This window comes from Pseudarthrobacter sp. ATCC 49987, assembly GCF_009928425.1.
In the GTDB taxonomy this organism is placed as follows: Bacteria; Actinomycetota; Actinomycetes; order Actinomycetales; family Micrococcaceae; genus Arthrobacter.
Genome location: NZ_JAABNS010000001.1, coordinates 901,977 through 924,020, shown reverse-complemented (window position 1 = coordinate 924,020; position 22,044 = coordinate 901,977). Strand labels below are relative to the sequence as shown.

Annotated in this window: 21 protein-coding genes; 8 read left to right on the top strand and 13 right to left on the bottom strand. The window is 68.1% G+C overall.

Annotation, left to right across the window (positions count from 1 at the left end):
* Positions 1-122 precede the first annotated feature (122 nt).
* Positions 123-797 (bottom strand): MtrAB system response regulator MtrA, encoded by a 675-nt coding sequence (gene mtrA, locus GXK59_RS04350; protein WP_024365603.1) that lies wholly within the window; start codon positions 795-797, stop codon positions 123-125.
* A 185-nt stretch (positions 798-982) separates the two neighbouring features.
* On the opposite strand from mtrA, the gene GXK59_RS04345 reads away from it, so the two are divergent.
* Positions 983-1,696, top strand: a complete 714-nt coding sequence (locus GXK59_RS04345) for a DUF4166 domain-containing protein (RefSeq protein ID WP_160664669.1) — start codon at positions 983-985, stop codon at positions 1,694-1,696.
* Between the two features lie 18 nt (positions 1,697-1,714).
* Here GXK59_RS04345 and GXK59_RS04340 read toward each other — a convergent pair whose 3' ends face one another.
* The 7 genes from GXK59_RS04340 to mnmA form a co-directional block, all read right to left on the bottom strand.
* The gene (locus GXK59_RS04340; RefSeq protein WP_160664667.1) at positions 1,715-2,758 is read right to left on the bottom strand and encodes a hypothetical protein; all 1,044 of its coding nucleotides are present in this window, start codon (positions 2,756-2,758) and stop codon (positions 1,715-1,717) included.
* 1 nt (position 2,759) lies between these two features.
* On the bottom strand, positions 2,760-3,209 hold the full coding sequence (locus GXK59_RS04335; protein ID WP_237393784.1) for a chorismate mutase: 450 nt from the start codon (positions 3,207-3,209) through the stop codon (positions 2,760-2,762).
* 179 nt (positions 3,210-3,388) lie between these two features.
* On the bottom strand, positions 3,389-5,092 hold the full coding sequence (locus tag GXK59_RS04330; RefSeq protein WP_160664665.1) for an ABC transporter ATP-binding protein: 1,704 nt from the start codon (positions 5,090-5,092) through the stop codon (positions 3,389-3,391).
* Positions 5,089-6,114: an ABC transporter permease gene (locus GXK59_RS04325; RefSeq protein ID WP_160664663.1), complete on the bottom strand. Its 1,026-nt coding sequence runs from the start codon at positions 6,112-6,114 to the stop codon at positions 5,089-5,091. Before GXK59_RS04325 ends, GXK59_RS04330 begins: the two co-directional genes overlap by 4 nt.
* 1 nt (position 6,115) lies before the next feature.
* Positions 6,116-7,207, bottom strand: coding sequence for an ABC transporter permease (locus GXK59_RS04320; RefSeq protein WP_160664661.1), 1,092 nt, complete (start codon positions 7,205-7,207; stop codon positions 6,116-6,118).
* Positions 7,208-7,336: 129 nt separating this feature from the next.
* Positions 7,337-8,971, bottom strand: a complete 1,635-nt coding sequence (locus tag GXK59_RS04315; RefSeq protein ID WP_160664659.1) for an ABC transporter substrate-binding protein — start codon at positions 8,969-8,971, stop codon at positions 7,337-7,339.
* 331 nt (positions 8,972-9,302) lie between these two features.
* A complete protein-coding gene (mnmA, locus tag GXK59_RS04310; RefSeq protein ID WP_160664657.1) occupies positions 9,303-10,448 on the bottom strand; it encodes a tRNA 2-thiouridine(34) synthase MnmA in 1,146 nt (381 codons plus the stop codon).
* Positions 10,449-10,637: 189 nt separating this feature from the next.
* On the opposite strand from mnmA, the gene GXK59_RS04305 reads away from it, so the two are divergent.
* On the top strand, positions 10,638-11,912 hold the full coding sequence (locus GXK59_RS04305; protein WP_237393783.1) for an NAD(P)/FAD-dependent oxidoreductase: 1,275 nt from the start codon (positions 10,638-10,640) through the stop codon (positions 11,910-11,912).
* A 34-nt stretch (positions 11,913-11,946) separates the two neighbouring features.
* Here GXK59_RS04305 and GXK59_RS04300 read toward each other — a convergent pair whose 3' ends face one another.
* A complete protein-coding gene (locus GXK59_RS04300; RefSeq protein ID WP_160664655.1) occupies positions 11,947-13,179 on the bottom strand; it encodes a cysteine desulfurase family protein in 1,233 nt (410 codons plus the stop codon).
* 50 nt (positions 13,180-13,229) lie between these two features.
* Between GXK59_RS04300 and GXK59_RS04295 the strand changes: the two genes are divergently transcribed.
* Positions 13,230-14,126: a DMT family transporter gene (locus GXK59_RS04295; protein WP_160664653.1), complete on the top strand. Its 897-nt coding sequence runs from the start codon at positions 13,230-13,232 to the stop codon at positions 14,124-14,126.
* Here GXK59_RS04295 and GXK59_RS04290 read toward each other — a convergent pair.
* Entirely contained in the window at positions 14,123-14,872 is a 750-nt protein-coding gene (locus GXK59_RS04290; RefSeq protein ID WP_160664651.1) for a helix-turn-helix transcriptional regulator, read from the bottom strand. The genes GXK59_RS04295 and GXK59_RS04290 overlap by 4 nt on opposite strands.
* A gap of 90 nt (positions 14,873-14,962) precedes the next feature.
* Between GXK59_RS04290 and GXK59_RS04285 the strand changes: the two genes are divergently transcribed.
* Positions 14,963-15,376 carry a hypothetical protein gene (locus GXK59_RS04285; RefSeq protein WP_160664649.1) on the top strand — a complete coding sequence of 138 codons (414 nt, stop codon included), beginning with the start codon at positions 14,963-14,965 and terminating at the stop codon, positions 15,374-15,376.
* Positions 15,377-15,464: 88 nt separating this feature from the next.
* On the opposite strand, the gene GXK59_RS04280 is transcribed toward GXK59_RS04285, so the two are convergent.
* Positions 15,465-16,199 carry a hypothetical protein gene (locus GXK59_RS04280; protein WP_237393782.1) on the bottom strand — a complete coding sequence of 245 codons (735 nt, stop codon included), beginning with the start codon at positions 16,197-16,199 and terminating at the stop codon, positions 15,465-15,467.
* A 110-nt stretch (positions 16,200-16,309) separates the two neighbouring features.
* Complete coding sequence (locus GXK59_RS04275; RefSeq protein ID WP_160664647.1) at positions 16,310-17,212, bottom strand: diacylglycerol/lipid kinase family protein; 903 nt, start codon at positions 17,210-17,212, stop codon at positions 16,310-16,312.
* A 125-nt stretch (positions 17,213-17,337) separates the two neighbouring features.
* On the opposite strand from GXK59_RS04275, the gene GXK59_RS04270 reads away from it, so the two are divergent.
* The 4 genes from GXK59_RS04270 (at position 17,338) to GXK59_RS04255 (ending at position 20,515) form a co-directional block, all read left to right on the top strand.
* A complete protein-coding gene (locus GXK59_RS04270; protein WP_160664645.1) occupies positions 17,338-18,294 on the top strand; it encodes a J domain-containing protein in 957 nt (318 codons plus the stop codon).
* A gap of 21 nt (positions 18,295-18,315) precedes the next feature.
* Complete coding sequence (locus GXK59_RS04265; protein ID WP_160664643.1) at positions 18,316-18,783, top strand: tRNA (cytidine(34)-2'-O)-methyltransferase; 468 nt, start codon at positions 18,316-18,318, stop codon at positions 18,781-18,783.
* Between the two features lie 234 nt (positions 18,784-19,017).
* A complete protein-coding gene (gene sigK, locus GXK59_RS04260) occupies positions 19,018-19,623 on the top strand; it encodes an ECF RNA polymerase sigma factor SigK (RefSeq protein WP_160664641.1) in 606 nt (201 codons plus the stop codon).
* 1 nt (position 19,624) lies between these two features.
* On the top strand, positions 19,625-20,515 hold the full coding sequence (locus GXK59_RS04255) for an anti-sigma factor (RefSeq protein ID WP_160664639.1): 891 nt from the start codon (positions 19,625-19,627) through the stop codon (positions 20,513-20,515).
* Between the two features lie 108 nt (positions 20,516-20,623).
* Here the strand turns inward: GXK59_RS04255 and GXK59_RS04250 are convergent, their stop codons facing one another.
* Positions 20,624-21,967, bottom strand: a complete 1,344-nt coding sequence (locus GXK59_RS04250; protein ID WP_160668983.1) for a GntT/GntP/DsdX family permease — start codon at positions 21,965-21,967, stop codon at positions 20,624-20,626.
* Positions 21,968-22,044: the final 77 nt, after the last annotated feature.

Sequence of the window (22,044 nt, the reverse complement as noted above, 5' to 3'; positions counted from 1 at the left end):
CGGAAGTTGTGGTCGTCGGGGCCGGTTCGTGGACATCAACGGAGGTACGGGCAACGTTCTCCGGGGCGACCCGCTCCGGCGGGGCGCTCACCGGACCTGTTCCGGGGTGGCCGTCCGGTGGCTCAGGAACCTGCTTTGTAGCCGACACCACGGACCGTCAATACAACTTCGGGGGCTTCCGGGTCACGTTCGATCTTTGACCTGAGCCGCTGGACGTGGACGTTCACCAGGCGGGTGTCGGCGGCGTGCCGGTATCCCCAGACCTGCTCCAGGAGGAGTTCCCGGGTGAAGACCTGCCAGGGCTTGCGTGCCAGGGCGACCAGCAGGTCGAACTCCAGCGGTGTCAGCGAGATCCGCTCGGTCCCTCGGCTGACCAGGTGTCCGGCCACGTCGATCGTGACGTCGGCAATCCGCAGCGTCTCGGGCGCCTTCTGGTCGCCGGGCCGCAGCCGGGCCCGGACCCTGGCGACCAGTTCGGCCGGCTTGAAGGGCTTCGGCACATAGTCATCGGCCCCGGACTCGAGGCCGCGGACCACGTCGGAGGTGTCCGCCTTGGCAGTGAGCATCACGATCGGGACATCGGACTCGGCACGGATCTGGCGGCAGACTTCAATGCCGTCGATGCCCGGGAGCATCAGGTCCAGCAGCACGAGGTCCGGTTTGGCGGAGCGGAAGACTTCGAGCGCCTGCCCGCCGTCAGCGCAGAAGACGGGCTCGAACCCGTCATTGCGCAGCACAATACCGATCATCTCGGCCAGCGCCTCGTCATCGTCCACTACCAGAATGCGTGCCTTCATATGTATATATTCCCTTATTGCAATGGCTTTGTCGTATTCCGCGGCGCCCGGGCATGGCGCCGCCGGTAACCGGGCGGCCCACCGATGCCGCCACCGGGCATCCGGCCGGCTGTGACAAACCCCCGTCCATCCCGCATGCTGTGGACAGGTACACATCACCCAGCCAGGCACCCCAGGAGGATTCCGTGAGCACCCCGATCTACCAGCTGGCCCTCGGCGCTGACTTCGCCCGGCTGCAGCCGGAGCTGCAGGAGTACTTCTCCCTCAGTCCCGGCTCCGGGCACTTCGGCGTCGGCGAGGGCGTGTTTGACGTGGTCGGCTGCCGGCAGAGCTGGCTCCGTCCCCTGCTGCGCCTCGCCGGCGGCGAGCAGGCGTTTTTCCCGGAATACGGTGAGGGCATCCGGTTCCGGATCGAGAACCACGCCCACCTGGACCCGTTCGGACGCTCCAGCCTCACCGCACGGCGCGAAATCTTTTTCCCGGGCACCACCCGGCTGTTCCACGACACCACAAGCTTCGATGACTCCGGCAGCCGGCACGGCCTGCTGGATTACGTCGGGCGGTACCGGCGGCTCGTCACGGACCTCAACCTCAGCGTCACCGCCGGGGGCCGGCTGCGCGGCGTGTCGGAGGCATCACGGCTGTTCCTCGGCCCGCTGCGGATTCCCCTCCCTGCCGCGCTCGATGCCAAAGCCTACGCGGAACAGTGGTGGGCGCCCGGGGAGGGCACGGCCGGCAGGCACCGGATCCAGGTCAAGGTGATCCAGCCGCAGCTCGGGCTGATCCTGGTCTATGCCGGGCACTTCGACTATCGGCTGGAACCGTACCCCGGCGGGGTGGCGGCGCCGGGCTACCTGCCGGACCACGCCCGGCCGGACCGCTGGGAACGACGCAGCTGACGGCGGCGACGGCCGGCGCTAGCCGAGTGCGAGCTGGTTGAGGCCGTCGGCCACCTGTGTCAGCCGGGTCAACACCGCCGTCGCGGACGACGGCGAATGCCTGGCCAGCCCGTCCGAGGGCGTGACGCGCAACCCGCCGAGGGTGGCGGCAGTCAGGCCCAGCTGGCGCCACGGCCGCCAGACGGTTTCCACGACGTCGGCGACGCGGGGCAGCGCGGCGGCGGGGCTGGAGACATCGAGCGCTCCGGCCCACAGCCTTTTCCCCGACTCCACTGCGCCGGCGAGCTGTTCCCACTGGCGGGATGTGAGGGCGCGCAGCGGCACGGCGATCCCGTCGGCCCCCGCCGCCAGGATCCGGTCGAAGGGCGCCTCGACTTCCGGGACGCAGACAACGACCTCGACGGCGCCGGCCTCCCGCAGCGCGTCGATGACGAGCTGCCAGGAGTCGGTGGCTTCCTGGCCGGGGACCGAGCGCAGGGTCCGGTAGCCGCTTGAGGTGGGGATGGTGCCGGCCAGCACGGATGCGATCTCCGGCTCGTCGATCTGGACCACGATGCGGGCGCCGGGGGCCGCGGCGGCCACCCGGCTCAGGTAGCTGCCGGCCCCCGCGGCCAGGGACGCCGCGAGGTCCCGCCGGGCGCCGTAGTCGATCAGCGCACGCTCCCCGTTGTGCAGGTGCAGTCCGGCGGCGAGGCTCAGCGGGCCGCGCAGCTGGACCTTGAGGTCCGTGGCCGGGGTGTCCTCGGCGCCGATCACGTCGGCCAGGATGTTGATGTCGGTGGAGAGCGCCGAGCGCGCCCGCTTGAGGTCCTTGCCGGGCCGGTCCACGATCCGCCAGCCGTGGGGCTGGACGTCCACGGAAAGGTCCACCAGCAGGGAGGCTGTCCGGCCGAGCGCGTCGGAACCGACGCCCCGGTCCGGAAGCTCGGCCAGGAACGGGAGGTGCGGGCTGCCGAGTTCACCGCGGATGATGCGTGCGGCTTCGACCGGGTCTTCGCCGGGCCAGGTACCCAAGGCGGTGGCGGTGACCTCGTCCGGCTGCGAACGTGTCGGGACGGCCATGCTAAGCGTCTGCTGAGACGGCAGGGTCCGCGGAACCGCGGACCCTGGAAGCGGCGGCGTCGGCATTCGCCGCCTGGGTTGCGGCCTCGTGGTCTTCGGCAATGGCTTCGTGGTGCCGGATGACCTCACCGATGATGAAGTTGAGGAACTTTTCGGCGAACGCCGGGTCCAGGTGGGCTTCGGCCGCGAGCCGCCGCAGCCGCGCGATCTGCGCCGTCTCCCGGCCGGGGTCGCCGGCGGGAAGCTTGTGGGTGGCCTTCAGGAATCCGACCTTCTGGGTGGCCTTGAACCGCTCGGCGAGGAGGTAGACGAGGGTGGCATCGATGTTGTCGATGCTGGAGCGGATCGACAACAGCTCCGCCATCACCGCGGGATCCACCTGACCGGCCAGTGAGCTGGCCCCGGGGTCATAGGAATCGGCATCGGGATGAGTCTGGTTCTGCTCGGTCATTGACCCAGTCTAGGGGCACCGGCGCCAATCACTTCTGCTGTTAAGCGCCGGGCGCCCTTGGTGAACCGCGGGCATTTCCGTGCGTTTTCCGTGCGCGCAGCACGTGCGTGCGTCAAGGGACATGCCCACCGCTCGCTGGGAACGGCGGGCATGTACCTTGGTGCAGCTGCCGGAACGGCTTAGCCGTGAAGCACGGCGCGGAATTCCTCCCGGCGCTTGGCCTGCTCGTCCGGATCCGGAACCGGCAGGGAGGCAATCAACTTCTTGGTGTACGCATGCTGCGGATTACCCATCACTTGGTTCCCGAGCCCCTGCTCCACCATTTTGCCCTTGTAGAGCACGCCCACCCAGTGGGACAGGATGTCCACCACGGCGAGGTCGTGGCTGATGAACAGGGCGGCAAAGCCGAATTCGGCCTGGATGTCCTTGAACAGTTCCAGCACCACGGCCTGGACCGACACGTCCAGGGCGGACGTCGGCTCATCGGCGATGAGCAGCTTCGGGTTCAGGATGAGCGCCCGCGCCAGCGAAGCACGCTGCCGCTGTCCGCCGGAGAGCTCATGCGGGAACCGGTCGGCGTAGGCGGCCGGCAGCTGCACGGCTTCGAGCAGCTCCCGGGTCCGTTGCCGGGCCTGGGTCGGGGTCGGTTTGGTGTGGATGATCAGGGGTTCGGCAATGCAGTCCCCGATCGTCAGCTGGGGGTTGAAGGACGCCGCCGGGTCCTGGAACACAAACCCGATCTCCTTGCGCAGCGGCTTGAACGTGCGCTCCTTCAGGTTGAGCATTTCGTAGCCCAGCACCTTCAGGCTGCCGCCGGTGGTCCGGTTCAGGCCGGCGATGGCCCGCCCGATCGTCGTTTTTCCGGAACCGGACTCCCCCACGAGGCCGAAGACCTCGCCCTCGGACAGGGTGAAGTTGACCCCGTCCACGGCTTTGAAAGCGGGGCTTCCCAGCCGCCCGGGATACTCGATGGTCAGGTTCTTGGCCTCGACGAGCACCTTGCCGCCCTGGTGCGCCCGTTGGGTCATGCCTTCGGAGGCGGAGTTCCTGCCCAGGTGCGGGACGGCGGCCAGGAGCTTTTTGGTGTAGTCCTGCTTCGGCTCGGCGAAGAGCACCCGCGAGGGCGCCTCCTCGACGACGTCGCCCTGGTACATCACGACGACGCGGTCGGCGAGGTCGGCCACCACACCCATGTTGTGCGTGATCAGCACGATCGAGGTTCCATACTGGTCCCGAAGGTCCCGCAGGAGTTCGAGGATTTCCGCCTGCACCGTAACGTCCAGCGCGGTGGTCGGCTCGTCCGCCACGATGAGGCCCGGGTTCAGGGCCAGGGCTGCGGCGATGACCACACGCTGCTTCTGCCCGCCGGAGAACTGGTGCGGGTAGTAGTTGACCCGTGTTTCAGGGTCCGGGATGCCCACCTTGCGGAGTGCCTCAATGGCGCGGGTCTTGGCTTCCTTGGCACTGACCCGTCCTGCTCCCCCGTGGCGGGCATGCGAGCGGATTCCTTCGGCAATCTGCCAGCCCACCGTGAAGACAGGGTTAAGCGCGGTGGACGGTTCCTGGAAGACCATGGCGACGTCCCGGCCGCGGATCTCCCGCAGCTTCGCCGGGCTGACGCTGATCACATTGTTGCCGTTGATCAGCACCGCACCTGAGCTGATGGCGGTCTCGGGCAGCAGGCCCAGGATGGTCTTGGCAGTGACGGTCTTGCCGGAGCCCGACTCGCCCACGATCGCCACGACCTCACCGGGGTTTACCTCGAGGCTGACGTCCTTGACGGCGTACACGTCTCCGGCATCGGTGGCGAACGTGACCTTGAGGTGGTCGATGGCGAGGACCGGGCCGGCGCCCGTGCCGTGTGTGTCGATGTTGGTGGTCATGAAATTCTCACTTCTGCGTCGAGTGCAGCCTTGGCACCGGTGGTGGAATCCGGGCCGCCCTTGCCGGAGGCAGCCTTCTTGCGGCCCCGCAGGCGGGGGTCGTTGAGGTCGTTGATGCTCTCGCCGACCAGCGTCAGTCCAAGGACGGTGAGCACTATCGCGAGGCCGGGGTAAACGCCTGTCCACCAGATTCCGGACGTGGTATCCGCCAGGGCCTTGTTGAGGTCGAAGCCCCACTCGGCAGCAGAGGTCGGCTCAATGCCGAAGCCCAGGAAGCCCAGTCCGGCCAGGGTCAGGATGGCCTCGGAGGCGTTGAGGGTGAAGATCAGCGGCAGCGTGCGGGTGGCGTTCTTGAAGACGTGCAGGCGCATGATGCGGATATTGGAGGCGCCCACTACCTTGGCTGATTCCACGAACGGTTCCGCCTTGAGCCGGATGGTCTCGGCCCGGATGACACGGAAGTACTGCGGGATGAAGACGACGGTGATGGAGATCGCCGCCGCGAGGATGCCGCCCCAGAGGCTGGACCTGCCGCCGCTGATGGCGATCGCCATCACGATGGCCACGAGCAGTGGCGGGAAGGCGTAGATGGCGTCGGCGATCACCACGAGGGCCCGGTCCAGCCAGCCGCCGATGTAGCCGCTGACCAGGCCCAGGATCACGCCGATGAAGATCGACATGATCACAGCCACGATGATGACCAGGACGGCAGTCTGCGCCCCCCAGACAACGCGGGAGAAGACGTCGTAGCCGCCCACGGTGGTTCCCATGAGGTGCTTGCCGCCGGGCGCTTCCTGCGCCGGGAAGCCGCCGTCGGCGTCGGAAATCTGGGAGAAGCCGAAGGGCGCGATCAGGGGAGCGAAAATCGCTGTCAGCAGGAAGACCGCAGTGAGGACAAGACCCGCCACGAGCATTCCGCGCTGCAGGCCGACGCTCTTGTTGAAGTGCGAGATGACCGGCAGGCGCCGGAACCACGGTCCACGGGGATCCTTGACGGGTTCAGTAACGGCAGTGGTGCTCATATCAGTACCTCACGCGGGGGTCGATCAGCGCGGCGACAATGTCCACGAAGAAGTTGGTCACAGCCACGATCACTGCGAGGAGGACCACGATGCCCTGGACGGCCACGAAGTCGCGGGCCGTCAGGTAGGTCGCGAGCTGGAAGCCCAGGCCCTTCCATTCGAACGTGGTCTCGGTCAGTACGGCGCCGCCCAGCAGCACGGCGATCTGCAGCCCCATCACGGTGATGATGGGGATGAGGGCCGGCTTGTAGGCGTGCTTGGTGACCAGGCGGTATTCGCTCACACCGCGGGAGCGGCCGGCCTCGACGTAGTCCTTGCCGAGGGTTCCGATCACGTTGGTCCGGACCAGGCGCAGGAAGATGCCGGCGGTCAGCAGGCCGAGGGCGAGGGCGGGCAGGACGGCGTGCGCCATAACGTCAGCCAGCGCGGCCATATTGCCGCTGCGGACGGCGTCGAGCCAGTAGATGCCCGTCGGGGACGCGAGCGAGGTCAGGGCGAGCTCGTTGGCAGGCGTCGCGCGTCCGGCGACCGGGAGCCAGCCCAGCCAGACGGAGAATGTCAGCTTGAAGAGAAGCCCGGAGAAGAAGACCGGCGTGGCGTAACAGAGGATCGCGAACACGCGCAGCCCGGCGTCGGGGCCCTTGTCGCGCCGGTGCGCGGCGACCAGTCCCAGCGGAATCCCCACGGCAAGGGCGACCAGGAGGGCGTTGATGGTCAGTTCCAGGGTGGCCGCGCCATAGGTGGCGAGCATTTCCGAGACCGGGCGGTTGTCCGACAGCGTGGTGCCGAAGTTGCCGGTGATGAGCTGGGCCAGGTACTCGAAGTACTGCACGAAGATGGGCCGGTCGTAGCCGGCGGCTGTGATCCGCTCCTGGAGCTGTTCCGGTGGAAGCCGGCCGCCCAAGGCAGCGGTAATGGGGTCCCCCGTGGTGCGCATCAGGAAGAACACCATGGTGACCAGGATGAGGATAGTCGGGAAGATCAGGAAAAACCTGATCAGGATGTATCGGCCCAGTCCCCCACCGGACGTCTTCTTCTTTATCGGCAGAAGGCCTTCGCCGTCGGTCGGCGGCGCCTCGATAAGTGTTGTCATTGGTACCTAAATGTGTGTTCCGGGAGCCTCGTGAGCTCCGGAATCGGTTGTCCAGTATCAGCACCAAGGCGGGACGCCGTGTGGGGCGCCCCGCCTCGTTGGCTGGTCAGAACCGGATGGGGGTTGGACCTACTTGGAAATGACACCAAGGCGGGTCTTGAAGGAAGCATCCAGGGTCTTGTCGACACCCTTGACGTCCTTGCCGGCGACCATAAGCTGGGCGCCCTGCAACAGCGGCAGTGTGGACAGGTCCTTGGCGACGGCCGTCTGGGCCTCGCCGAGCACCTTTGAGCGCTCTGCCTTGTCGACGGTGGTCAGCTGCTTGCTGATCAGGTCCGTGACGGCGGGGTTCTCGTAGTGGTTCTTCAGGAAGTTGCCCGGGACGAAGAAAGGCGTGAGGTAGTTGTCGGCGTCGGAGTAGTCCGGGAACCAGCCGAGCTGGTAGACCGGGTAGGCGTCGGCCGTGCGGTCCTTGGAGTAGGTGACCCACTCGGTGGACTGCAGTTCAACCTTGAACAAGCCCGACTTCTCCAGCTGCTCCTTGATCATGGCGTACTCGTCGCCTGAGGACTTGCCGTAGTGGTCCGGGTTGTACTGGAGCTTGATGGTGACCGGGGCGGTGACGCCGGCGTCGGCGAATGCCTTCTTGGCCTTCTCGAGGCTGGGCTTGCCGCTGCCGTCGCCGTACATTTCCTTGAGCGGCTGGATGGCGCCGACGAAGCCGTCCGGAACGACGGAGTAGGCCGGCAGGTACGTGCCCTTGTAGACCTGGCTGGCGATCGCGTCGCGGTCGACGACGTTTGCCATCGCCTGCCGGACGGCAAGAGCCTTCGCGGGATCGGCGTCGGCGGCCTTGGCGCCGAACGGCATGGTGTCAAAGTTGAACACGATGTAGCGAAGCTCGCCACCCGGGCCCTTGTAGACCTTGACCTTGGAATCCTTTTCGAGGTCCGCGGCGTCCGTGGCCGTCAGGCTGCGCCCGGCGACGTCGATGTTGCCCTGCTGGACGTCCAGCTTGAGGTTGTTGGAATCGGCGTAGTACTTGATCGTGGCGCCGCCGTTGGCCGGCTTGCCGAGCAGGCCCTGGTAGTCGGGGTTGACCTTGAGTCCAACGAGCTCGTTCTTCTTGTAGCTCTCGATCGTGTAGGGACCGGCAAACGGCTTGCCCTTGACGATTTCGTCGTCGGTCATCAGCTTGTCGGCCGGGAAGACCTCTTCGTCGATGATCGGGCCCGCGTTGGCAGCGAGGACGCCCGGGAAGACCTGGTCGTTGCCGGCCTTGAGCGTGAAGACCACGGTGGAGTCGTCCTTGACGGCGACCGACGCGAGGTTGCCGAGCAGCGAGGCGGGACCATTGTCGTCGGCGATCTTGACAACGCGGTCGATCGAGAACTTCACGTCGGATGACGTCAGGGCGTGGCCGTTGGCGAACTTCAGGCCGGGCTTGAGCTTGACGGTGTACTCCGTGGGGCTCGTGAAGGAAGCAGACTCGGCAATGTCGGGAGTGGAGTCCGCAGTGCCCGGCTTCGAGTTGAGCAGGAACGGGTAGATCTGGTTCATCACCATGAAGGAACCGGCGTCGTAGGAGCCGGCCGGGTCGAGGGTGACGACCTTGTCGGTGGTGCCGTACGTAATGGTGCCTCCGCCGGCCGCGCTGCCGGACGCCGTTCCGCCGCCGGAGGGGCCGGTGCAGGCGGTCAGTGCGAAGGCGGATACCCCGGCGAGCGCGATGGCGCTCTGCAGGGCCTTTTTGTTCATTGCCATCTGTGAACTTTCTGTTCGATGAGTACTAGTGCGCTGCCCGGAACTGATGTTGGTCATGACTCGGGGGCAGAACACTGTCCTGATGCCTTGATTCAACCAGAAGACCAACAGGTGAATCGTTACATCTTGTGAGATGAGACACAAAATTTACACGAACCGGCAGAACTCATCATTATCTTCAGGAAGGCGGCCAGAAATTCGGCAGGGCCCGGGGCGCCCCACGCACCGCAGGGGCGCAGGCCCGGCATTGGCGAACCAACGAAAAAACCGCACACCAGCGGTGTGCGGCTTCTTACGGCGGCGATCGGACGGCCGCAGGAATCCCTGCCCGCTAGAGGGCCGCCCGCTGCAGCGAACGGGCCGCGTCGATCGTGGCCTGACCCAGTACGCGGCTGCCCTGGTAGAGCACCACGGTCTGGCCGGGGGCCACGCCGCGCAGCGGCTCCGTCAAGGTCACCACGAGGTTCCCGTGGCCGACGGCGGCGCCGTCCCCTGTGCCGGGGCGCTCCATGCGCGCAGTGGCGGGCACGGGGTCGCCGTGGGCGCGGACCTGGGCGTAGCAGTCGAAGTCCTCGCCGGTGTTCACTTCGGCGATCGGCAGCCCGGCCCAGGAGACCTTGATGCCGCGGATCTCGTCAATGGCCAGGAGCGCTTCGGGCCCCACGACCACCTTGTTCTCCTTGGGCCGGATTTCCAGCACGAAGCGCGGCTTGCCGTCAGCGGCCGGGGTGCCCAGTTTCAGTCCCCGGCGCTGGCCGACCGTGAACGCGTTGGCCCCGGGGTGCTCGCCGACCTTGGCGCCGGACTCGTCCACGATGTCGCCGGTGCTCATCTCGATCTTCTCGGCCAGCCACCCCGCGGTGTCGCCGTCCGGGATGAAGCAGATGTCATGGCTGTCGGGCTTGTTGGCCACGGAGAGCCCGCGGCGTTCGGCTTCGGCGCGGACCTCGGCCTTGGACGGCGTGTCCGCAAGCGGGAACATGGAGTGCTTGAGCTGCTCGTGCGTGAGCACGCCGAGGACGTAGCTTTGGTCCTTGGCCCAGTCCGCGGCGCGGTGGAGCTCGGGGTTGCCCCCGGCGTCGGTGATCACCTTGGCGTAGTGGCCGGTGCAGACGGCGTCGAATCCCAGCGCGATCGCCTTCTCCAGCAGCGCGGCGAACTTGATCCGTTCGTTGCAGCGCATGCAGGGGTTCGGAGTGCGGCCCGCGGCGTATTCGTCGATGAAGTCCTGGACCACGTCCTCCTTGAAGCGCTCCGAGAAGTCCCAGACGTAATACGGGATTCCGAGCACGTCGCAGGCACGCCAGGCGTCGCGGGAGTCCTCGATGGTGCAGCAGCCGCGGCTGCCGGTGCGCAGGGTTCCCGGCATCCGGGACAGCGCGAGGTGGACGCCGACGACGTCGTGCCCCGCCTCGACGGCGCGGGCTGCGGCAACGGCGGAATCGACGCCGCCGCTCATGGCTGCAAGAACTCGCATACTGACTTTCGTTGGGGTTGGGGGTGTGTTGCCGGCACTGACCGGACGCGGAAATATCACAATGCCTGCCGCACCAGTCTATCGCCACGGACGAATCCCCGCCCAAAAAGGCCTTGACCGCCAGGTCCCGCACTTCTAACGTCAGAACTGACGGTTTTAGATTTGTCCCCCTGACCTTCGCCTCCGGTCATGCCGGCGGCCGCAGGAATCGAGCGCATCATGGTCCCCGGAATCATCGTGATCGTGGGCGGCGGCCTCGCCGGCGCCACCGCAGCCAGGACCCTCCGCGCGGAAGGGTATGGCGGGCCGGTGATCCTGCTGGCCGAGGAGCGGCACCATCCCTACGTACGCCCGCCCCTGTCCAAGGAATACCTGCTTGCCAAAGCCGGCGACGACGCCCTGCCCGTCGTCCCGGCTGGCTGGTACGCGGACAACGGGGTCGAACTCCGGCTGGGCGCCCCCGCGACGGGGATTGATCCGGCCTCCCGAACGGTGACCTTCGGGGACGGGCGGACGCTGGACTATGCCGCGCTGCTGCTGGCCACGGGCGCGCGTCCCCGGCGCCTGCCTCTGCCCGGCAGCGACTTGGAGGGAGTCAGCACATTCCGCACGGTGGACGACTGCCGCCGCCTGCGTGCCGGCCTGGCCGGGGGCGGCCGGAACGTCGTGATGATCGGCTCGGGCTGGATCGGGATGGAGCTGGCCGCGGCGGCGGCCGCCTACGGAAACTCCGTCACCCTGCTCGGGCTGGAGCAGGTGCCGCTGGTCGCGGCGATCGGGCGCGAGCTGGGCGGCTTCTTCCGGTCGCTGCATGAGGCGAACGGCGTCGGGTTCCGGCTCCCGGCCTCGGCCGCGGGCATCAACGGGCAGTCGGGCCGGGTCACCGGTGTGGTCACGGACGCCGGCGAGGTCCTGCCCGCGGACCTCGTGATCATCGCCGTGGGGGTGGTCCCCGAGGTATCGCTGGCCGGGGCTGCGGGCATCGCACTGCAGAACGGCATCCTGACGGACGCCTCGCTGCGCACCTCCGCACCCGGAGTCTTCGCGGCCGGGGACGCCGCCAATGCCCTGCATCCCTTCACCGGCGAGCACCACCGCAGCGAGCACTGGGCCAACGCCCTCAACGGCGGTAAGGTCGCGGCCAAGTCGATGCTCGGCCAGGATGCCGTGATGGACGCAGTCCCCTACTTCTACACCGACCAGTTCGACGTCAGCATGGAGTACTCCGGCTTCCCGGCGCTGGCCGCGGGGGCGCCCACCATCCGCGGCTCGCTCGAGGGCAAGGAGTTCCTGGCTTTCTGGCAGCGCGACGGCCGGGTGGTCGCGGGCATGAGTGTGAACTGGCCGCGCTCGGGCAGGCCGCAAAAGTTCATCAAACAGCTCATCTCGGAGCGAACCGCAGTGAGCCCCCAGAAACTCGCCGATCCGGACATCCCGCTGGACCGGCTTCTGCCAGCCGCGTAGCCCGGCCGGCGCCCTTGCCGGCCCTGGCAAGTGCCTAGTGGGTGCCGCCGGCGGAGTGGCGGGCGAGCGTCCCGGCGGTCTGGATGCTGGACTCGTGCCCGGCCATGCCGGCCTGGCGCGCGCGGGCGTACGCGCCGGGCAGGGCAGCCAGCAGCGCATCGACGTCGGCTTCTGTGGAAGTGTGCCCCAGGCTGAACCGCTGGGCGCCCCGGGCCGTATCCTCGTCCAGTCCCATCGCCAGCAGCACATGGGACGGCCGGGGCACGCCCGCGGTGCAGGCCGAACCGGTGGAGGATTCCACCCCGGCCAGATCCAGCAGGAAAAGCAGCGAATCGCCTTCGCAGCCGGGGAAGGTGAAGTGCGCATTGCCCGGGAGCCGTCCGGCACCGGTAGCCCCGCGGAGCACGGCGTCGGGCACTGCTGCCAGGACGCCGTCGATCAGCCGGTCCCGGAGCGCCGCGAGGCGCGCCGCTTCACCCGGGAGATTGGCGGTGACGGATTCGGCTGCCGCTGCGAAGGCAGCAATGGAGGCGGTGTCGAGCGTTCCGGAGCGGACGTCCCGCTCCTGTCCCCCGCCGTGCTGGACCGGGGTCAGCTTCACGGCGCGGCCCAGCATCAGCGCCCCGACGCCGACCGGGCCGCCGATCTTGTGCCCGGAGATCGACATGGCGTCGAGCCCGCTGACCCGGAAATCCACCGGCACGGAGCCGAACGCCTGGACGGCATCGGAGTGGACCGGAACGCCGGCCCGGTGCGCCAGCCCGACGATTTCCGCAATGGGCTGGATGCTGCCGACTTCGTTGTTCGCCCACATGACCGTGACCAGGGCGATTGACGCCGGGTCCCGGGCGAGCTCTGCCTCCAGAACGGCCAGGTCGACCACGCCGTCCGCATCCACAGGCAGCCAGCTCACCCCGGCGCCCTCGTGCCGTTCGAGCCATTCGACGGTGTCCAGCACGGCGTGGTGTTCGACGGCGGAGCACAGGATCCGGGTGCGGGCCGGGTTTTCGGCGTGCCGGGCCCAGTAGAGGCCCTTGACGGCGAGGTTGTCGGCTTCGGTGCCGCCCGAGGTGAAGATGACTTCCGAGGGGTGCGCGCCGGCCGCGGCCGCCAGCCCCTCGCGGGCGTCCTCGACGGCGCGCCGGGCGCGGCGGCCCGATCCGTGCAGCGAGGACGGGTTGCCGGTCCGGGCCAGTTCGCGGGTCAGCGCCGCCAGGGCCTTCGGGGCAAGGGTGGTGGTGGCGGCATGATCAAGGTAAACGGGCACAGGGCAATTCTACCTGCGGGCCCGCGGCGGCACTGGTGTACATTCGAGCGGTGAAAGCGCCCCTGTACCTGGTCCTGGCCACCCTCTTCTGGTCGGGGAATTTCATTGTCGGCAAGGCCGCCGTCGCCTCAATGACCCCGATGGACCTGACATTCTGGCGCTGGACCCTGGCCGTTGTGCCGCTGCTGCTCCTGGCCCACTTCGTCGAAAAGCCGGACTGGCGCGCGGTCCTGCGCCGCTGGCCGGTGCTCCTGCTGTTGAGCGTGCTTGGCATGAGCGGCTACACGCTCCTGCTGTACGGCGCGCTCGGCCACACTTCAGCCGTGAACGCTGCCCTGATCACGGCGGCCAACCCGGCACTGATCGTGGCCCTGGCGATCCTCCTGCTCGGCGAGCGGACCACACGCCTGGGCTGGCTCGGCATCTGCCTCGGCCTGCTCGGCGTGCTGCTGGTACTGACCCGGGGCGAGCTGCAGCGCGTGTTCAGCCTGTCGATTAACACCGGCGAACTCATGATGATCGGCGCGATTGTGGTCTGGGGGCTCTACACGATCATCGCCCGCAGACTGGCTGTCCCCGCCATCGCGGCCACCGCGGTTCAGGTGGCCATTGCGGCCGTGACGCTCGCACCCTTCGCTGCCGCTATGAACGTGCGGCTTCCGGAAACGGAAACCGAAGCCTGGGCGCTGGCGTATATCGTGGTCTTCCCGTCCCTGGGCGCTTACCTGTTCTGGAACATTGCCCTGAAAACGACCCCGCCGGGAACCGCCGGGAACTACCTCAACCTGATTGTGGTCTTCACGGCCCTCATCACGGTGGTGCTGGGGACTCCCCTCACCCTCGTCCAGATCGTGGGCGGACTGCTGGTGATCGTCGGTGTGCTGTTGACCGGGAGGTCCGGGCAGGCCAAGCGCCCGGCGCCCGCCACGTCGGGCCGGACCGCCTAAGAGCCGGGTTCCTGGGGCTTGATCCGGGCGCAGCACTGCGCCGGCTGCGCGGCCCCCTGCGCGCGGAGGTCTTCGATGGCGAGAGCCTGGACCCGGCCTGGATCGATGCCGATGCCTTTCGCGGCTCCGGCCAGGAAGGCCCCGTTCATGGCGCAGACGACGTCGGCGTGGCCTTCGGCGATCCGGTGGAACGGACAGTTGAGCAGCACCAGTCCGCCCTCGCCGTCGGCTTCGGGACGGTAGCCCTCCTCGGCGAGGAACCCGGCGAAAGTGGCTTCCCCGGCAGTTGTCCCGGCATTCGCCTGCCCCGCTGTCCCGCCCTGGGCCCCGGCGGCGGACTGCCCCCGCGCGTAGGCGGCGCGCAAAAGGGCTTCGCGCGCGGTTCCGCCGTCGGACGTTGAATCCTCAATGGCCGAGACCAACAGCTCGGCGGCCAGATCATAGTTCCGGTCCGGCACTGAGGCGGCGACCTCCCGGACAGCTGCCAGATACAGCTTGGCCGGACGGCCCGAGCCGGGCCCTCCCCTGCCGCCAAGCTTTCGGAACTCCACAGCCAGCAGCCCGTCCTGCACCAGCCGGTCCAGCTGGAAGGACGCCGTGCTCCTCGGCAGGCCGAGTGCACCCGCGGCGGCGTCGCGGCTGACGGCGCACCCGGCCGAGGCGACGAAGTCGAACAGCCTCCGGCGGTTCGCATCCCCCAGGGAGGCGACGGCCGCAATCCTGCGGTTCCAGGGTGTTCGGATCATGGATTCAGCCTAACTCTAAAAACAAGGTTCATTGCTTAACTACCTGCCACCATTCTAAAATCAAGCTATCTACTTTTAGAAGGAGACATCATGAAATCTTCACCAGCCATCAGCACCCCGGCCGGACAACTGGCCCCGGCTCCCGTGCGGCAGGCATTCCTGCTCCTGCGGACGGTGTTCACCGTCGCGCCGGTAATCTTCGGCCTGGACAAGTTCACCAACCTGCTCACCGACTGGACCATGTACCTGGCGCCCGCGGTCACGAATGTCGTCCCGCTGCCGGCGCAGACCATCATGTATGTGGTCGGCGTCGTGGAGATCGTCGCGGGCCTGACGGTGGCGCTGAAGCCCCGGTTCGGCTCGCTGCTCGTGGCGGCCTGGCTTTTCGGCATCATCCTCAACCTCCTCGTCCTGGGCAGCTTTTTTGACGTGGCCCTGCGCGATTTTGGCCTGCTGGTCGGGGCGCTGGCCCTGAACCGGATCTCGCCAACCAGGCGGGCCTGAGCGGTTCCCCCGGCGATCCGGGCCGGCCGGATCCGGCCTGTCGTCCCGGCGGTCCCAGCCGGACTGACGTCCCAGCCGGACGGACGTCTCAGCCGGACGGAGGAACGACGGCGATCCATGCTTCGGCCTCGATCCGCGCGGCGGCCAGCGTCGCGGCATCGGGGCAGGAGGCGGACAGGTACGCGGAGGAGCCCGACTTGCTGAAAAGGCGGGCGTAGATTGCCGTGGCCCGGGTACCGGCCCGGTCACCGCCCGTATACACAAGGACGTCGACGCGCGGAGCGGGCTTCCCGGGTTCTCCGCCCCAGCGCAGGGTCTCCGGTTTCAGGTAGCCTGGAAGAATACTGGCGTCCAGGTAGCGGAAGAGCGCTTCAGTGGACGCCTTGTCGTCCCCGGATACGGCGAGGGCTGACTGGTTGGTCCGCACCTTGGCCGAGACCACACAGCCGTCCTCCTTGACGAACGCACTGGCACCGGCCACGTTTTCCCTGCCGGGCTTCCATCGCGGCACGTCCCGCAGCCCGTCGGATAGCTGGACGGGCACGCCGGCCGCCAGGGTGTCGCCGGCGGCGAAGGGCATGTCCTTCGCCGCAACAGCAGCGGCGTCGTGGCCGGGGGTGATGGTGGGGGTGGCGAGGGTCGCAGTCGCAGGTGCCGCCCTGGGCGCGGAGGGGTCCGGAACGCCAACGCTGCAGCCGGCCAGCACGGCCGTGACGGCGAGCACCAGGAACGCGCGGCTCCCCCGGCGGCCCCGGAGGACGCAACGGGTACCGATGCTCCTGCCCGCCGTTGCCGCGGTCCCGGTGTCGCGCTTGATTCCCATGCCCCGCCCCACTGTCGCTGTGCCCGTTCCGCTTCCTGCCCGGGCCCCCGCACGAGTCTAGACTCTCGGATCTTAAACTCCCGCGGCGAAGGCGTCGACGCCCCCTCGGGCTAGGCCAGGACGCGCACCGCCCCGGGAACCACCTCGATGGTGAGCGGCAACGGACCTATCCGCTCCCCGTCCGCGTACGCCACCACCTTGTCCGCCGACAGCTCGACCGTGCGCACCCGCCGGATGTGCACGGCCGGATGTCCCAGGTGGCCGCCGGAAAAGACCTTCGGAAAGACCTTCAGCAGGCCGGTCCGGGACAGCGGGCTGACGATAAAGAGGTCCAGGTAGCCGTCGTCGGGCACGGCGTCAGGCGTGATCTTCATGCCGCCGCCGATCGACTGGCCGTTGGCAACGGACATCAGCATCGCTCCTTGCTGCCAGCGCTCGCCGTCGGCCGTCACGGTGTACTTGATCGGCCGGAACGAGGCGAGTTCGCTGAGCATCGCGAGGTGGTACCGGGCCTTTCCACGGGGCCACCGCCAGGCGTTGGCCCGCTCGTTGACGGCCGCGTCGAACCCGGCGGACAACACCCCGGCAAACCAGCGGGACGAGTCCCCGGACGAGGCCCGCCCGGCGTCGATCAGCCGCCCGCCGGACGCCAGGGCCGCCAGAGCCGCAGCACAGGCCCCGGGGATGTTTTGCGCCGGTATACCGAGCGTCCGCGCCATGTCGTTTCCGGTGCCGGTCGGGACGATCCCCAGCGGGACCGCACCCAAGGGCATACCCGATCCGGCGAGCGCATTGACGCCGAGGTGGACCATTCCGTCGCCTCCCACGACGACGAGGGCGTCCACCCCTGAGGCCAGCGCCTTGTCCACGGCCCGTGCAAGCGCGTCATAACTGTCCTCGCAAAGGACCAGGACTTCGGCCCCGGCCGCCCGGAAGCATTCGGCCGCCTCGTTGCCGGCACGCCGCCCGCGGCCAAAGGATGCCCGCGGGTTGACGGCGACGGCGATGATCATGCGCTGAATTATGCCAGCCGCCGGGAACCTTCCGTGCCCTTGCGCTCGTTCTTCCCCTTGCCGGTTAAACTGGCCAGGCCGGACGTCCAGGATGGGCTGGCACCATCGACGCAAAGGATTCTTGCTTGACGCAGGGCAACAGCTCGCATTACCAGGTGCTCCGGATCCCCGTGACGGCGACGGATAAGGAAATCAAGGTGGCCTACCGCCGGGCCGCCCGCACCGCGCACCCGGACCACGGCGGCGACCCCGCCGCATTCCGGCGCGTCACACTCGCCTACGAAACACTGATCGACGCCAAGAGCCGGGCCGAGTACGACCGCTCCTACGGCAGCGGCCGTGGCGCCTTCGCGGAACCTCCCCCTGACGAGGGGGCACACTTTGATGCCCCGGCGGCCGGGAGCCGTGCCTCGGCCAACGTCCGGCGCCCCAACACGCCCCGGAACACGGCATCCGACGCCCCGGTCTTCGTCCCGCCCTTCGAGCAGTATGCCGGGACCGGCGAGGTACCGCTGATCCCGGAAAGCCTGGCCCGCCAGCAGGTCCACGGGCTGCCCCGCAAACGGGGCATCTTCGGGGCGGAGGCCCGGATCCAGCGGGAAATGCGGACCGTACAGCTCATCAGCAGGCAGATCCTCCCCGCCATCCCGGCCGCACGGCTGATCAACGGGCTGCAGTCTCCGGCGGACAACACCCACATCGACCACGTGGTGCTCTCCGGCTACCGCATGGCGATCATCGGCTCGATGCTGCTGCCGGCCGGCGCCTATGCCTGGAACGGCAGCGCCCTCACCCACGGCGGCCGGTCAATCGCACCGCCCCAGCTGGCCCACGTGGTGCGCCGCATGCAGGACATCTTCCCGGAACTGAACGTCACCGGCTGGACCGTGGTCCACAGCACCGACGGCAACCTGCACGAACCCGTGATCGACCGGCACCGCCGTTCCGGGGCTCACGAGACCGTGCAGGTGGTCAATGCCGCCGGCCTGGCACGCGGACTCAAGCAGTTCCTGGGTTCCGGCCCGGCCCCCAACACCGTCATCGTCCCGGTGCTGGCCCGGCTGCTGCGCGGGATGCACTAGCAGGCTCGCTAGGATGGGACCGTGTTCCGCATCCTCTTCCACGCCCCTGAAATCCCCGGCAATACGGGCAACGCCATCCGCCTGGCCGCCATCACGGGAGCCGAGCTCCACCTGGTGGAGCCCCTGGGCTTCGATTTCTCCGACGCGAAGCTGCGCCGGGCCGGCCTCGACTACCACGACCTCGCCGTCGTGACCGTCCACCAGGACATCGACGCCGCCTGGGCCGCCCTCGCACCGGAGCGCGTCTTCGCCTTCACCTCCGATGGCGAGGTGTCCTACACGGACATCAGTTACCGGCCCGGGGACGTGCTGCTCTTCGGCCGCGAATCCGTGGGCCTGCCCGAGGAACTCAAGCACGACCCCCATGTCACCTCACGCGTCAGGTTGCCGATGCTGCCTGCGCTTCGCTCGCTGAACCTTGCGAACGCAGCCTCGATCGCGGTCTATGAGGCCTGGCGCCAGAACGGATTCGCCGGCGCCAGGCTGTAGCCGGCCGCAACTAATCCGGCGTGCCGCCCATCCGGCTGGCCGGCAGTCCCGAATCACTTCTGAAGCCCCGTTCAACCAGCGGGCCAACGGAGCGGGGAAAGGAGCGAGGAACGGCAGGTGAGAACTACTGTGCAGGTGGACAGGCATCCCGCCCGGTGTGTTGCCGGCGGCCACGTCCCGGCCGGAACCCATCCTGACCCGCGATCGGCGGCGGGCACCTTATGCTTGAAGGTGATGGAAACTCCCAACGCCCCGAACCCCGAGGCTGCCGCTCCCCCTGGCACACCAGCCGACGTAAACCGCCGGCTCGCCGCACTGCTGGAGCAGGTTGCCCGCGGTGACCAGGCAGCCTTCGCCGAGTTCTACGAACTCACCTCCCGGCGAGTCTTCGGCATGGCCCGGCGGGTACTGATCGATGTTGAACTCAGCGAGGACACCACCCAGGAGGTCTTCCTCCAGGTCTGGCAGAACGCCTCCAAGTTCAACCCCGAGGCCGGCAGCCCGCTCGCTTGGCTCATGACCATCTCGCACCGCCGGGCCGTGGACAAGGTCAGGTCGTCCCAGTCCTCCACCGACCGGGAAGCGAAATACGGCGCCAGCCGCCAGGACATCGATCACGATTCCGTCTCGGACGAGGTCGGCAGCCGGCTTGAGGCCGAGGCCGTGGTCCGTTGCCTGGGGACGCTGACCGATACACAACAGGAGTCCGTGCGGCTGGCCTACTACGGCGGCCTCACCTACCGGGAAGTCGCAGAGAAGCTCAATGCTGCGGTGCCCACCATCAAGTCCCGCATCCGCGACGGACTAATCCGACTGAAGACCTGTCTGGGGGTGAGTTGAGATGACCGACATTAATGCACAGAACGACGGCCGCGTCCCTGGCGGCTTTGCAGCCGATATCGCCACCGACCTTGCCTCGGGGCGGGCGGCTGACCTCGCCGAGGTGTACGCCCTGAACGCCGTGGACGACGCCGAGCGCGCCGCCATCGAGGCTTACCTCGCCTCGGCTCCGCCCTCCGAACGCGCCGTCTTTGACGAACGCCTCCGCCAGGCCCGGGAGACACTCGCCACCAGCTTTGCCGCGGAGGAAGAACCGCCGGCCGGCCTGCTGGACCGGATCATGGCGTCGCTGCCCGCCCAGGACTCCGCCGCGGCGCCGGACGGGCAGCTGCACCGCGGGCCGACGGCGGTCCCGCCGGTCGTGGCCCGGCCTGTCCGGGAGCCCTCCGAGCTCGCGGTCACCGATGAACTCGGCGCCGCCCGCAGGCGCCGTGACGAACGGCGCCGGCCGCAGGGAATGCGCAACTGGATTGTCGGCGTCGCTGCCGCAGCCGTGATCGCTTTGGGCGGCGTCGGCGTCGGCGCCTATGTGGCGAACCAGAACGATCCACTGAACCAGGTGCTGCAGGCCGGCGATGTGCGCCAGGCGACAGTTGACGTCATCGGCGGCGGAACGGCCACCGTGTCGGTCTCGAGCTCGAAGGACGCGATCGTCGTCAAGATGAACGACGTCCCGGCACCGCCGGCAGGCAAGGTCTACCAGATGTGGCTGATCCCCAAGGACGGCTCGGCCCCGGTGTCCCAGGGCCTGATGGACGCGGAAGCGCTGTCCAAGCCGGCCGTCGTCAAGGGCATCAGCACCGCCGCCGCACTCGGCATCACGGTGGAACCGGCCGGCGGCTCGGCGTCGCCGACCATGCCGACCGTGGCCGCCGCCCCGCTGGGCGCCTAGCCTCGGGCACACCAACAAAAGCCGCGCAGGCCTTGACTCCTTCTGAAGGGTCAGGGCCTGCGCGGTTTGTGGTTTAAGGGACCGAAGTGGCGTCCTCGGCCGGGCCGGCTAGATGATGAGCGACAGCAGCATGATCAAGCCGAAGCTGACCACGGAGATCAGCGTCTCCATGACGGACCAGGTCTTGAAGGTCTGGCCGACGGTAAGCCCGAACAGCTCCTTGACCAGCCAGAATCCGGCGTCGTTCACGTGCGAGAGGAACAGCGAACCGGCGCCGATTGCGAGGGCCAGCAGCGCAGCGTGCGTCGGGGTGAGCGAGCTCGCCAGCGGCGCGACGATTCCGGCGGCCGTTACCGTCGCCACGGTGGCCGAGCCGGTGGCCAGGCGCAGCGCGACAGCCACGATGAAGCCCAGCACCAGGACGGACATGTTGGTGCCCTCGGCCCATTTCTTGACGGAATCGCCGACGCCGGCGCCGATCAGGGTCTGCTTGAAGCCGCCGCCGGCGCCCACGATCAGCATGATTCCGGCGATCGGGCCCAGGCTTGCGCCGATCTTGGCGGTGATCTTGTTGCCCGTGAACCCCACGGCATAGCCGAAAGTGAAGATCGCGAGCAGCACGGCGAGGGTCATGGCGACCAGGGGCTGGCCGACGAAATCGAAGAAGGAACGGATCCACGGGGCGGTCGCGGCGTCGGACCAGATGATGTCCACGATGGCTTTGAGGAGCATCAGCACCACCGGGAAGATGATGGTCAGCAGGGTCACGAGGAAGCTCGGCTGGCGTTTGACACCTTCCATGTCCGCACCGTGCTGCGTGTCGATGCCGCCCGCGACGGCGGGGGCCCCGACGGGCACCCATTTGGCGGCCAGCCGGGAGAACAGCGGGCCGCAGATGATGACCGTGGGGACGGCGACCAGGAGGCCCAGCGCCAGGGTGGTGCCGAGTTCGGCCTTGACGGCGCTGATCGCGATCAGCGGGCCCGGGTGCGGAGGCACGAGGCCGTGCAGCACGGAGAGGCCGGCCAGCGCCGGGATGGCGATGCGCATTAGCGGCATTTTGGAGCGCTGGGTGACCAGGACGATGACCGGCAGCAGCAGGACGAGGCCGATTTCGAAGAACATCGGGAGGCCGATGATGACCGCGACGAGCGTGATCGACCACACCAGTTTGTTCCCCGTGGCCTTCGCCAGCAGGGTGTCCACCACCCGGTTCGCTCCGCCGGAGTCCGCCAGCAGCTTGCCGAGCATGGCTCCAAGGGCGATCAGCAGGCCGACTTCCTTCAGGACGCCGCCTACTCCGTCCTCGAAGTTCTTGATGACCAGGGCCGGGTCCACGCCGGCGGCAAGGCCCACGAAGGCAGAGCCGAGAATGAGCGCGAGGAAGGGGTGGAGCTTGAACTTGGTGATCAGCACCACGATGAGTGCGATGCCGATGGCGGTGACCGCCATAAGGCGGGTGTCGAGTCCGGTCCAGGCTTCGACGGCAGCCGGAAGCTGCGTGGTTAAGAGGGAATTCACAAGGTGTT

Coding starts and splice junctions, on each gene's coding strand:
- mnmA (WP_160664657.1), bottom strand. CDS start 10,448: ATGCGAGTTCTTGCAGCCATGAGCGGCGGCGTCGATTCCGCCGTTGCC.
- GXK59_RS04280 (WP_237393782.1), bottom strand. CDS start 16,199: ATGGGAATCAAGCGCGACACCGGGACCGCGGCAACGGCGGGCAGGAGC.
- GXK59_RS04340 (WP_160664667.1), bottom strand. CDS start 2,758: ATGGCCGTCCCGACACGTTCGCAGCCGGACGAGGTCACCGCCACCGCC.
- GXK59_RS04335 (WP_237393784.1), bottom strand. CDS start 3,209: ATGACCGAGCAGAACCAGACTCATCCCGATGCCGATTCCTATGACCCC.
- GXK59_RS04275 (WP_160664647.1), bottom strand. CDS start 17,212: ATGATCATCGCCGTCGCCGTCAACCCGCGGGCATCCTTTGGCCGCGGG.
- GXK59_RS04315 (WP_160664659.1), bottom strand. CDS start 8,971: ATGGCAATGAACAAAAAGGCCCTGCAGAGCGCCATCGCGCTCGCCGGG.
- GXK59_RS04320 (WP_160664661.1), bottom strand. CDS start 7,207: ATGACAACACTTATCGAGGCGCCGCCGACCGACGGCGAAGGCCTTCTG.
- GXK59_RS04305 (WP_237393783.1), top strand. CDS start 10,638: ATGCCGGCGGCCGCAGGAATCGAGCGCATCATGGTCCCCGGAATCATC.
- GXK59_RS04325 (WP_160664663.1), bottom strand. CDS start 6,114: ATGAGCACCACTGCCGTTACTGAACCCGTCAAGGATCCCCGTGGACCG.
- GXK59_RS04250 (WP_160668983.1), bottom strand. CDS start 21,967: ATGGCGGTCACCGCCATCGGCATCGCACTCATCGTGGTGCTGATCACC.
- GXK59_RS04285 (WP_160664649.1), top strand. CDS start 14,963: ATGAAATCTTCACCAGCCATCAGCACCCCGGCCGGACAACTGGCCCCG.
- GXK59_RS04290 (WP_160664651.1), bottom strand. CDS start 14,872: ATGATCCGAACACCCTGGAACCGCAGGATTGCGGCCGTCGCCTCCCTG.
- GXK59_RS04330 (WP_160664665.1), bottom strand. CDS start 5,092: ATGACCACCAACATCGACACACACGGCACGGGCGCCGGCCCGGTCCTC.
- sigK (WP_160664641.1), top strand. CDS start 19,018: ATGGAAACTCCCAACGCCCCGAACCCCGAGGCTGCCGCTCCCCCTGGC.
- GXK59_RS04255 (WP_160664639.1), top strand. CDS start 19,625: ATGACCGACATTAATGCACAGAACGACGGCCGCGTCCCTGGCGGCTTT.
- mtrA (WP_024365603.1), bottom strand. CDS start 797: ATGAAGGCACGCATTCTGGTAGTGGACGATGACGAGGCGCTGGCCGAG.